This is a genomic window from Carboxylicivirga sp., from assembly GCF_982718395.1.
On the sequence record NZ_CEXQWX010000179.1, the window covers coordinates 1 to 11,829 of the forward strand.

9 protein-coding genes are annotated in these 11,829 nt (G+C 37.5%); 6 read left to right on the top strand and 3 right to left on the bottom strand.

Annotation, left to right across the window (positions count from 1 at the left end):
* The coding region (locus AC4MRQ_RS21930) for an adenylate/guanylate cyclase domain-containing protein (RefSeq protein ID WP_491199867.1) at positions 1 to 1,000 on the bottom strand (1,000 nt) is incomplete at its 3' end.
* 129 nt (positions 1,001 to 1,129) lie between these two features.
* On the opposite strand from AC4MRQ_RS21930, the gene AC4MRQ_RS21935 reads away from it, so the two are divergent.
* Together AC4MRQ_RS21935 and AC4MRQ_RS21940 are read left to right on the top strand one after the other, a co-directional pair.
* Positions 1,130 to 1,594 (top strand): WbuC family cupin fold metalloprotein, encoded by a 465-nt coding sequence (locus AC4MRQ_RS21935; protein ID WP_491199868.1) that lies wholly within the window; start codon positions 1,130 to 1,132, stop codon positions 1,592 to 1,594.
* Between the two features lie 181 nt (positions 1,595 to 1,775).
* Positions 1,776 to 2,456 carry a PAS domain S-box protein gene (locus tag AC4MRQ_RS21940; protein WP_491199869.1) on the top strand — a complete coding sequence of 227 codons (681 nt, stop codon included), beginning with the start codon at positions 1,776 to 1,778 and terminating at the stop codon, positions 2,454 to 2,456.
* A gap of 47 nt (positions 2,457 to 2,503) precedes the next feature.
* On the opposite strand, the gene AC4MRQ_RS21945 is transcribed toward AC4MRQ_RS21940, so the two are convergent.
* On the bottom strand, positions 2,504 to 2,683 hold the full coding sequence (locus tag AC4MRQ_RS21945) for a hypothetical protein (RefSeq protein WP_491199870.1): 180 nt from the start codon (positions 2,681 to 2,683) through the stop codon (positions 2,504 to 2,506).
* A 207-nt stretch (positions 2,684 to 2,890) separates the two neighbouring features.
* Between AC4MRQ_RS21945 and AC4MRQ_RS21950 the strand changes: the two genes are divergently transcribed.
* From AC4MRQ_RS21950 to ychF, 4 genes are all read left to right on the top strand, one after another.
* Positions 2,891 to 3,421, top strand: coding sequence for a hypothetical protein (locus AC4MRQ_RS21950; protein ID WP_491199871.1), 531 nt, complete (start codon positions 2,891 to 2,893; stop codon positions 3,419 to 3,421).
* A gap of 213 nt (positions 3,422 to 3,634) precedes the next feature.
* Positions 3,635 to 4,999: a histidine--tRNA ligase gene (gene hisS, locus AC4MRQ_RS21955; protein WP_491199872.1), complete on the top strand. Its 1,365-nt coding sequence runs from the start codon at positions 3,635 to 3,637 to the stop codon at positions 4,997 to 4,999.
* A 417-nt stretch (positions 5,000 to 5,416) separates the two neighbouring features.
* Positions 5,417 to 6,922, top strand: coding sequence for a histidine ammonia-lyase (hutH, locus tag AC4MRQ_RS21960; RefSeq protein ID WP_491199873.1), 1,506 nt, complete (start codon positions 5,417 to 5,419; stop codon positions 6,920 to 6,922).
* Positions 6,923 to 7,144: 222 nt separating this feature from the next.
* Complete coding sequence (gene ychF, locus AC4MRQ_RS21965; protein ID WP_491199874.1) at positions 7,145 to 8,245, top strand: redox-regulated ATPase YchF; 1,101 nt, start codon at positions 7,145 to 7,147, stop codon at positions 8,243 to 8,245.
* Positions 8,246 to 8,304: 59 nt separating this feature from the next.
* Here the strand turns inward: ychF and AC4MRQ_RS21970 are convergent, their stop codons facing one another.
* Positions 8,305 to 11,502: a ligand-binding sensor domain-containing protein gene (locus tag AC4MRQ_RS21970; protein WP_491199875.1), complete on the bottom strand. Its 3,198-nt coding sequence runs from the start codon at positions 11,500 to 11,502 to the stop codon at positions 8,305 to 8,307.
* Positions 11,503 to 11,829 lie beyond the last annotated feature (327 nt).

Here is an 11,829-nt window from a genome sequence, read left to right on the forward strand (position 1 = left end):
TGCGGGGCACACGAGTAATTAATTTATAAGCTTGCGACAACGATTTGCTTAGGCCCTCAGAAACATTAATCTGCATAGGTTCACACATATTCTGAAAGCGAGATGCCATATTAACGGTTTCACCAAAAATATCGAAATTAAGATTGCTGGGACTCACTGAACTGCCTATAATATCTCCATTATATAAGCCAATTTTTATTTCCCATTTTATCCCGCTATTCGTATTACGGTTAATTACATATTCCCGTATCTTAACAGCTGCTGAGGCCGCTTCTATACCAATATCTGCAGATGTGTAAAACATACCACATACAGCAATATAAGCATCACCTACTGTTTTAATACGAGTGCAGTAGTGTTGATCTATTACATTATCGAAACCATTAAACAACTCATTCAATTCCCGTAATAAAACTGCAGGCGACATTTTACCTGTTTTGGTGGTAAAATCAACTATATCAACAAAAATAGCAACGCAATCCTTATACCTTTTAGGTGGTATTGAACCATATTCCTTAATTTTAGTCAGAATGGGCCAGGGTAATATTGACTTAAGAATTCGTTCGTTTTTAAGATTTGCTATAGTTAGCTGGTTGGTTTGTTCTTTTAGTGATTTAAAGGTTGTATAATTTTTTAATACAGCATTGGAACGAGCTACCAATTCATCTTCATTTACAGGCTTAGACATAAAGTCTGAAACTCCTTCAGCAAAAGCCCCTTTGACCTTTGCTGGATATTTCGCACATGACAATAAAATTACAGGCAAATCTTTGGTCAACTCATTTTTCTTGAGCACTTTCAATGCTTCAAGTCCATTCATCGTTGGTAATTCCCAGTCCATAATAATTAAGTCGGGCTGGTACCTGACGGCTTGCTTACATGCTTCTTCCCCATTGCAAGCAGTAACAATGGAACGAGAAGGTTCATTTTTTTTGATAATTGTAGAAATCAATTCTATTTCCAGGCGCGAATTGTCTACAACTAATATTGTGTTACTCATTTAATTCACTATCAATATTCCGATTCTACGACTAAACACACAAAAGTTAACTCCCTAGTGACTAATGATGTAAATTAATTGATAAACGGTTGTATTTTTGTACATCAACGCGTATTAATTATATATTCTATGATTATCGACAACAAGCTTCTTAATAGATTATCACTAAAATCATTAGAGTCTTCACGTAAAAGAACAAATTATAATTTCCATCGTTCTGACAATGACCTTTTGCAACGCATGTTAAACGTTGTTCAACCGGGCAGTTACGTGCAACCACACAAGCATGAAAGCCCGGATAAACGTGAAGCCTTTGTCATACTTAAAGGGCGAATGCTTGTTGTTTTATTTAATGATTCAGGGAATATTATTGAACATCACATTCTTGATCGTAATTCTGACGTATATGGTATAGAAATTAGTCCAGGTACTTATCACACCATCGTTGCTCTGGAGAAAGACACTTGTGTTTATGAAGTTAAAGATGGTCCTTACAATCCTAATGATGATAAGCATTTTGCTGATTGGGCGCCAAGCGAGGAACAAATAGAAGAAGGGCAATTTTATCTGAAAAAATTAGTTGATCTGGCATAAAGAATTTATCCTCCCAAAAGAATTCTGGGAGGATAAATATCGTGGTATAAATCGGGAAACTTGTGGGCTTATTGATAATTCAAAAGTATAGCTCTAACAATAATGATAAAAAAATTCCATTGGTAGTATTGTGGTACAAACTCGCATTTTGCCTTATTTTTGTAGCATAAACTTACTCCTTATGGAATACAGGAATATCAAAATTCTTAATTATCAGGAAGATGAAGCAATTATTATTGCCCAGTTAAACGGGCAAATAGTTTCATGCAATACTTATGCGCTGGAATTATATGGCTATTCCTCAATTAATGATATGAGAAAATACAATCTAAGAGACCTAATGCCTGAGGATTTTGTTGCCCTGTATCCTGATATCATGACCCCTGAACATTTAAATATTAATAGCTACGAACGTCATGTAAGTAAACGAAAACATGGTGAACTTTTTGCCTGTAAGCTCCATACTCATTATCAATCATTTGATGGAGAAAAGCTATTAGTTGGTCATGTGCAAAGAGTAACAAGTGCAGTTGATATTGAAAAGTTACGCCTTCAACAGAATATTAAAGTATTAAAAAGAGAATTGGAAGCTGAGCGACGCAAAAACAAGGAGAAAAATTATCAAACAACGCATCAACTGTTATCTGAACGCTACCCTGCGTTGAATAACAATGATATTAAAGTGTGTCATTATATTACCCTTAACTACAATAGTAAACAAATTGCAGAAAAACTAAATATCACCAGCGATGGTGTTTTTGCAGCTCGTAAAAGAATCAGGAAGAAGCTTAAATTAATGTCACACGAAGATTTGACTAAAGTACTCCTTAATTGTATTAATTCTTCTGAAGAATATAAATAATAAAAGAGCCTTAAAGCTATTTAAGTTAAGGCTCTACAATTACAATCTTATTTGGCAGGTTCCCAAAAACATCTTTTGGGTGAAACAATTTTAGCTTCCGTCTTAAGCTCTTTCATTGCTTTTTCAACATCTTTCTTTTCTAAACCGCTTGCTTCAACAATTTCTCCTGTTCGCATTGGTTTTCCTGCTTTCATCATTGCATCTAAAACAGTTGTTGCATTTGACATTTTATCCAAGTTTTAAAGTTTATATTCAATCGTGTTATAGACAAATTTTGCGCCATAATTGTTTAATTTGAGAATCCTCACAAACATAAAAAGCCGCTACCTTCCTGCCTGAATCACCTTATAATTCTATAACATGAATTTGCTTTTTTTATCACATTTGGGAATAAAAGTTGATAAAACCATACGCTCACATATAAATTCTTTAGCATGAAAAAAGCAATTTTGACCCTAGGCCTAATTTTGGCTTGTGTAATAAATACAACTTTAGTAGCACAGGATAAAAAAGTTGGTATAAGAGCTGGTTACCAAAGCTCTTTCTTAAGTGATGATGGTAATAAAGTTGGAAGCTCAAAATCTGGCTTTTACGTAGGAGCTTATCGCGATACCAAAGTATTTCCATTTTTACACTTTAGCACTGGAATTGAGTATTCGCAACTTGGCACCTCTAGTCTCGACAACGGAGATTACGCATTAAACTATGTTGGTATACCATTAGGAATAAAAGCACAAGTAGGTCCAGTATTCGCTTCTGCCGGATCTGGATTCAACATTAAAGTGGACGAATCGGGTAATCCTTACAGCAACAATGCCAAGTGGTATGACATTCCTGCCTATGTTGGGGCCGGAGTTAATATCCTGTTTGTCACAGTCGAGGCAAAGCAAGTATGGGGTTTAACCAATATTAACAACGGACTTAACAACAACAGTTTCCAACTTGGTTTATCAATGAGGTTCTAAAATAAAGATCAAATTCTTAACGTCAGAAAGGGAATCCGACAGAAGATTCCCTTTTATTTTATAAATGATTATACTCTTTTAGCAGAAGATTGCGGTCATACAATGTAACTGTAGTCTTCACCTTTCTGCATATTATATAAGTTTTTACTTTTTAGTACCTTTGCCCCGGTTTATGAAACCGCATATTACGAATAGCAAAACAGATTATGAGATATGGCTCAGAAACCTAGCATACCAAAGGGTACAAGAGATTTTTCACCAGTCGAAATGGTGAAACGAAATTATATTTTCGATACAGTAAAGTCAGTCTTTCAAAAGTATGGTTACTTGCCTATTGAGACACCAGCAATGGAAAACCTGAGCACCTTACTTGGCAAATATGGTGAAGAAGGTGACAAGCTATTATTTAAGATTCTAAATTCAGGCGATTATCTTAAAAAAGCTGACGAAAAACTCTTAGCCGAGAAAGCTTCAAACAAGGTAATTCCACAAATCAGTGAAAAAGGCTTGCGATACGATTTAACCGTGCCGTTCGCTCGCTTCGTAGTTCAGCACCAAAACGAGATTAGTTTCCCTTTTAAACGCTACCAGATACAACCTGTTTGGCGTGCTGACCGTCCGCAAAAAGGTCGTTACCGCGAGTTCTTTCAGTGCGATGTTGATGTTGTGGGTAGTAATTCATTATTGAACGAAGTAGAGTTGATTCAGATAGTGGATGAAGTGTATCAACTACTTAACATCAACGTGGCCTTATTGCTTAACAACAGAAAAGTATTATCAGGCATTGCTGAAATTATTGATGCATCTGATAAGATTGTAGATATTACTGTAGCAATAGACAAACTGGACAAAATCGGCCTTGATAAAGTGAATGAAGAACTGGCTTCAAAAGGTTTATCACAGGAAGCAATTGACACCATCCAACCAATCATTATGCTAAGCGGTTCTAACCGCGACAAAATTGCCAAGCTTCGCGAGGTACTGGCTGCATCTGAAGTGGGACTAAAAGGTGTAGACGAATTAGAAGTGGTGTTGAATTATCTGGATGCTCTTCAACTTGACCTGGAAATTGAGCTTGACTTGACTTTGGCACGCGGATTAAACTATTATACAGGTGCTATATTCGAAGTTAAAGCTAAGGATATGAGCATTGGCAGCATTACGGGTGGTGGTCGTTACGACGACTTAACAGGTATTTTTGGACTAAAAGATGTATCTGGCGTTGGGATCTCGTTTGGTGCCGATCGTATTTACGATGTAATGAACCAGTTGGATTTGTTCCCTAAAGCCGACGGAGCCAAAACACGCGCTATGTTTGTGAACTTTGGTGGCGAAGATGAGTTGTATGCCCTTCGTATTTTAACAGAAGTTCGCAAAGCTGGGATCAATGCTGAATTATTCCCTGACTCAGTCAAGATGAAAAAACAAATGAACTACGCCAATAAAAAAGACATTCCATTTGTTCTTCTGGCAGGTGAAGAAGAGCGTAACGCCAATGTGGTTACTGTTAAGAATATGGAAAGTGGTGAACAAAGCAAAATCAGCGTTGACGAATTGATTAAAGTCATCAGTATTTAATTAAGAAATTTTCTATGTTTGCGGGGTAAGCATCTTATTGCATACCCCGCTTTTTTATGGGCAGAATATTAAAAAACAGAACACAGCTTTTTATCTCCTTCGGTGGCGATATCCGTTGCCCCTGAGCATTGCAGATGCTTTTGTCGTGATGCAAAGCCTGTCTGCCTGCAATATCTCACAAGATGGAGAGCCCTGACAGCTATCGGGAGATTTACAGGATGTAGATTTTAACCGCTAAGTACAAGAAGGCACACGGAGAATCATCAAACAACCATTAACTTTAAAAGTCATCCGCTAGTGCAGATTTGCAATCTGTACTCACGCAACAATAATTAGCACAGATTACAAATCTGCGCCAGCAATAGAAAGCAATAACAACCAGGCTGCAAATAGTTAGTAGCCAGAAGCTAAAAAGACATGCAAAAGACATTTCAAATATCACCAGCACCTCTATCATACGAAATCATTGAAACAATCTTAACGGAGGGTTACCATCTGGAAATTTCTGATGAATCAGTTCAACGTATCGAACATTGTAAGCAATACCTCGATAATAAAGTGGCTAATAACAATGGTCCGGTTTATGGTATTAATACCGGATTTGGAGCTTTACACAATATCTCTATTTCACCCGATGACTTAAGCAAACTTCAGGAAAATCTCGTAATGAGCCATGCCTGTGGTATTGGACGTGAGGTTCCACGCGATGTAGTTAAGTTGATGCTAATGCTAAAGATTCATGCCTTAAGCCTTGGTAACTCAGGAGTTCAACTACAAACAGTTCAACGTCTTTGTGATTTCTTTAACAATGGTATTTACCCAATCGTATTCGAACAAGGTTCACTTGGGGCTTCGGGTGATTTGGCTCCACTTGCACACTTGTTCCTTCCGCTCATCGGACATGGAGAAGTACATTATAAAGGTGAATTACGTAAAGCTGCTGATGTATTGACAGAAAACAATTGGGAACCTATTAAGTTAGGTGCAAAAGAAGGCTTAGCCTTATTGAACGGAACTCAGTTTATGAGCTCGCATGCTGTTTACACCTTGTTGAAAGCCTTCCGCCTATCAAAGTATGCAGATATCATTGCAGCTACATCGTTAGATGCTTTCGATGGTCGTATTGAACCTTTCTTCCCGCAATTACATACTGTTCGTCCACACCAGGGACAAATCGAAACAGCGCGCAATATTAAAGCTATTTTAGAAGGAAGTGAATTAATCACGCGTGAAAAGAAACACGTTCAGGATCCTTATTCATTCCGTTGTGTTCCACAGGTACACGGTGCTATAAAAGATGCAATTAACTATGTAGCCAATGTGGTTTTGACAGAAATCAACTCTGTAACCGATAACCCTATGGTATTCCCTGAAGATGATATGATTGTTTCTGGTGGTAATTTCCATGGAGAACCATTGGCATTGGCAATGGATTTCTTATCAATAGCTATGAGTGAGATAGGAAGTATTTCAGAGCGTCGTACATACCGATTAATTTCTGGTGAACGCGGTTTACCAGAGTTCCTTGTGGCTAATCCTGGCTTAAATAGCGGATTTATGATTCCTCAATATTCGGCCGCATCTATCGTGAGCTTAAACAAGCAAATGGCAACACCATCATCTGTTGATAGCATTCCTTCATCCAATGAGCAGGAAGACCATGTGAGTATGGGTGGAAATGCTGCAACAAAAGCGCTAAAAATTGCACAGAACGTAGAGCGCGTTTTGGCTATAGAGCTGTTTAATGCATCACAGGCAATAGATTTCCGTCGCCCTGCAAAAACATCTCCATTCCTTGAAGATTTCTTAGCACAGTATCGTGAATACGTTGACTTTGTAAAGGAAGACAAAATCATGTACAAAGAAATTGAGAAGAGTGTTGTGTTTCTTCAAAACGGTGAATTTGGCGAATTTGGTGAATAAATAAAATAGCTAATGGATTCAAGCCATTAGCCACAAGCTAAAAGGATCGCATCTTTATTTCCATCCAGGTCATAAAGATGCGATCCTTTTTTTGCACATTGTAATGTTAAGCTCTATACCACCATCTTAATACTTGATACTCACATCTTGATACTTTTAACTAAAAAACAACTACTTTTGCAGCGCAAAAAACAATAGAGTAACTAATTAAGACATCATATAATGGCATTACAGTGTGGAATCGTTGGTTTGCCCAACGTTGGAAAATCAACCCTATTTAATTGCTTATCAAATGCAAAAGCTCAATCCGCAAATTTCCCTTTTTGCACCATTGAGCCAAATGTAGGTGTGATAACTGTACCTGACGATCGTTTGGTTAAACTTGAGGAATTGGTAAAGCCACAACGCGTGGTTCCAACCACCGTTGAGATTGTTGATATTGCAGGTCTTGTTAAAGGAGCCAGTAAAGGCGAAGGCTTAGGAAATAAATTCCTGGCTAACATTCGTGAAACAGATGCTATTATTCACGTATTACGCTGTTTTGACGATGACAATGTCACTCATGTTGATGGCTCAGTTGATCCGGTAAGAGATAAAGAAATTATCGACCTGGAGCTTCAGTTCAAAGATTTGGAAACAGTGGAAGCACGCCTCCAGAAGACCGAGAAAGCTGCAAAAGCATCAAAGGATGTTGATGCCAAGAAGCTGGTTGAAGTACTATATCGATACAAAGAAGCCTTTGAAAACGGTAAATCAGCTCGTACAGTTGAACTGACGGAGCATGAGGAAAAAGTTACCAAGGATTTATACCTGCTTACCAACAAACCGGTAATGTATGTTTGTAATGTGGATGAAGATGCTGTGATTGATGGCAACCAACATGTAGAGGCTGTTAAGGAGGCTGTTAAGGATGAAAATGCTGAAATCCTTTTAATTGCGGCAAAGACAGAATCTGAAATTGCAGAACTGGAAACATTTGAAGAGCGTCAGGAATTTCTTGAGGATTTGGGTCTGACCGAATCGGGTGTAGCAAAACTTATTCGTTCAGCATATAAACTACTTAGTCTGCAAACTTATTTTACAGCTGGTGAAAAAGAGGTTCGTGCCTGGACATTCCATGAAGGTTATTTAGCTCCTCAGGCAGCTGGTGTGATTCACACCGATTTCGAAAAGGGTTTTATACGTGCTGAAGTTATTAAGTACGCTACCTTCGTTGCGTTAGGCTCAGAACAGGCTTGTAAGGAAGCTGGAAAGATGAGTGTGGAAGGAAAAGAATATGTTGTGCAGGATGGTGATATCATGCACTTCCGATTTAATGTTTAAGAGATAGATAGTCATCAGAATATTTAAGTCCGGTAATTACCGGACTTTTTTTGTATATGTTATAAACGAAACCCAATTAAAAGAATATCATCTACCTGTTCATATTCAGTACCCATCCATTCTTCCATCTTCTGGTGCAGAATGGCTTTCTGATCATCAATTGGCAACTTGTGGATATTCAAAAGCAAGTGACGGAATCGACGATACTTAAACTTTTTTCCTTCCGGACCTCCAAATTGGTCTGCAAATCCATCTGAGAATAAGTATATCACGTCATTTGGATACACTTTTATCTCCTGCCGCGTATAAGACAATTCTCTTTCTCCATCGGAGTATCCAATTGGAAAACGATCGCCTTTGTAAGTCATAATTTCATTATCCCTGATAATATATAAGGGATTCATCGCTCCTGAAAAGTGCAATAGTTGCTTTTCTTCATCAAGCATCACCAAGGCAATATCCATCCCATCATCAATACTCTGCTTATTTAACGATGCATCCTGTCCATTCTTTTTAAAAGTAAGAGCCACTTCACGACTTAATTTGTTTAAAATTCGTTCAGGATAGTGTTCTTCCTGAATTTCAACAATATTCTTAAGTAAATCGTATCCAATAATCGACATAAAAGCTCCAGGCACACCGTGGCCAGTGCAATCAACAGCAGCCAGAAAAACTTTGTTTAGAGAACGGTATGTCCAATAAAAATCACCACTTACAATATCTTTGGGACGATAATACACAAATGATTCCGGTATAATTTGTTTGACAGCTTCTTCTGATGGTATCATTGCCTCCTGTATCCTTTTTGCATAACTGATACTATCTGTCAGGCTTTGATGGATCCGCGATAAACTCTCTTTCTGCAGCTCAATTTTCTTTTTATCCAAAGCCTTCTCATTCAGAGCCTTATAAGCCTTTCGGTAATTTCTGATTCGATAGTTGATCAAGGTTTGGATCAGTAATACCCCGAAAATAATATAAAAGGCGTAGGCATAACCCGACATCCATAACGGTGGTTGAACATCAATAACAAGCCTGGCTTCATCAGGACTCAATACACCATCATTATTTGAGCCTTTCACCTTGAGTGTATACAATCCAGGAGATAAATTAGAGAAATTAACAAAATTCTGGTAAGTAACATCCCGCCATCCTTCATCATGTCCCTCCAGTTTAACCCGATAAGTATTGGCAGATGGGTAGGTAAACTCCAGCGCAGAGAACGAAACCTGAATCATCGTATTGCGCTTATAAATCATCTTAATTTCTGAAAGTTCACCTTGATAATCCTGAATTTCTTTCCCCTTACGGAATACCTTGGCACCAGTAATTGCAACTTTGGGCTTATTAATATTGGTTGGAACGTCTTGCGAGTTTATGATTGTTAGTCCCTTGTCTCCTCCAAAGAATAATTCGCTCTCACCAAACTTACATGAAGAACCAATATTAAAATTATACTCTGGAACTCCATCATTAATATTATAATGGAAAGGTGGTGTGCCAGGAATAATTGATGAAATACCGATTCCGCTACTCACCCATATCCTATTATAATTATCTATTTCAACAGCGTATATCTTTCCATTAATTAAATCATCATGTGGCCAGAAAGAAGTTGTTTTTGTATTCTTATCAAAATAAGACAAACCTGAATGAGTACCAATAACAATCTTATCGTGATCTTCGGCAAAGGCCGATATTATATTATGACTTAATACCTTGGGCTGATCAACCATATTTCTGTAGGTACTGAATAACTCAGAGGCAACATTATATGTATTTATTCCATTATTTGTGCCAATCCAGATCAGTCCGTCAGCATCTTCAAAAAGCACATTGACTTCATCGTCACACAATCCATAATCAGTCTCATTATCGGCCCAGTAACTGGTAATTCTATTTCCATCGTAGCGATAAAGTCCAAACTGTGTTGCAAACCACATGTGCCCAAGTCGATCTTCAATGATATCCTTGATTACATTTGTCTTGAGCAGGTAGCGAAAATCGCTGCTATTGGTATAGTCAAACTCAGTAATACGATTTACACCCTTTTTCAATATAAATACCCCTTCATCCGTCCCTATCCAGATATTTTCCTTAGAGTCTTTAAACAATGAATTCACAGATGGATCATCCTCTGCAATATATGGTGGGTAAATATTGTAATGCCTAAATTGTTTGGTTTCCCGGTTAATTCTATATACTCCTTTTTGTGATGTGCCTAACCATAAATTGTTTTTCTCATCAACATATACCTCTTGAAAATCAAAACAATCAATCGGGTATTGCATATCATCTTTAGCCGCAATAGAAGAGAATTTTGACGGTTTTTGATCTAATTTAAACAAACCATCCTGTCGGGTACCAATCCATAGTAAACCACTTTCATCAACCAATATTGTTGATATCTTTCTGAACGCATCTGCAATATTCGAGTTAATCACATACGAAGAATAGCTTTCGTATGGAGGTCGCATAAACATTAAGCCCTTTGGTGTTGCCAACCAAACAGTTCCATCTGCTGATGTCAATATGGTATTTATTGCCTCTGTAGCATACCTGTTATTAGTCTTGTAAACCTGACTAACAGTACCTTCAAACAGATGATACTTAAACAGACCGTTAGCTGAGCCGGCAAGCAGCGTACTATCGCCTGCCTGTACCAAGCTACTTACCTCAATCTGCTGCTGAGGATTCCCGGTAATAATGTGTTGAATATTCCCTTCATTGTTTTTTATGTGCTGAATACCATCTTTTGAGCCAAACCATACCTGACCATTCTTAGTAACTACAGGGTAAGAGCCACTGGTTCCTTTTTTTAATACGGAAGAATAATGATCGTACTTTTTAAATTCCTTGGTCTGATGATTAACTTTTGCAATTGCATTTCTGGTTTTGATCCAAACATTATTTTCATCAACCTGCATCCCATAAACACCATATTCACGAAGCGCTTTAAAAAGATCAGATTCTTTATCAATATTCAGAAATTTACCATTCTTCTTTTGCCAGATTGCAATACCACTATTACGGGTTCCAATCCAAATGTTTCCATCTGGTGTTTCGGTGATTGCTTGCACATAATTTCCAACAATGGTGCTATCAATTAAAGGATGATGTCTGTAAACAACAAAATTATAACCATCATACCGGTTAAGCCCATCGGTTGTCCCGACCCAAATATATCCTCTACTATCCTGAAATAAGGTTGTAATATGACTATTGGACAGTCCATCCTTAATTGTGAACTGCTCCATTGACAGACGATTATTTTGACTACTTGCTATATGTATATTACTAGCAATTAGAATGATAATTGCCAAATAACCTAAAGGCCCTCTGCGATTAAATATCCTTCGAATCAACACGCTCATTGCTGATAAAAGTAATAAAAAACCTTCGATCCATTGTTAATGAAAATAAGAAAGAAAATCTTCATCAACATTTAGAAACTGTTTAAGTTTTATCCTTTGGCTTATTTTGACGACTTAAGCTCTCATGCTTCTGCAAAAACTCTTTAAATAGCGATGCTATTCGCATTATTTTTGCCTTGTTTGAGAACTTAATTCATCCAAACTAACTCT

Excerpts from the sequence above, each read along its gene's own strand:
- AC4MRQ_RS21935 (WP_491199868.1), top strand. The coding sequence starts at position 1,130 with ATGATTATCGACAACAAGCTTCTTAATAGATTATCACTAAAATCATTA.
- AC4MRQ_RS21940 (WP_491199869.1), top strand. The coding sequence starts at position 1,776 with ATGGAATACAGGAATATCAAAATTCTTAATTATCAGGAAGATGAAGCA.
- AC4MRQ_RS21945 (WP_491199870.1), bottom strand. The coding sequence starts at position 2,683 with ATGTCAAATGCAACAACTGTTTTAGATGCAATGATGAAAGCAGGAAAA.
- AC4MRQ_RS21950 (WP_491199871.1), top strand. The coding sequence starts at position 2,891 with ATGAAAAAAGCAATTTTGACCCTAGGCCTAATTTTGGCTTGTGTAATA.
- hisS (WP_491199872.1), top strand. The coding sequence starts at position 3,635 with ATGGCTCAGAAACCTAGCATACCAAAGGGTACAAGAGATTTTTCACCA.
- hutH (WP_491199873.1), top strand. The coding sequence starts at position 5,417 with ATGCAAAAGACATTTCAAATATCACCAGCACCTCTATCATACGAAATC.
- ychF (WP_491199874.1), top strand. The coding sequence starts at position 7,145 with ATGGCATTACAGTGTGGAATCGTTGGTTTGCCCAACGTTGGAAAATCA.
- AC4MRQ_RS21970 (WP_491199875.1), bottom strand. The coding sequence starts at position 11,502 with ATGGAGCAGTTCACAATTAAGGATGGACTGTCCAATAGTCATATTACA.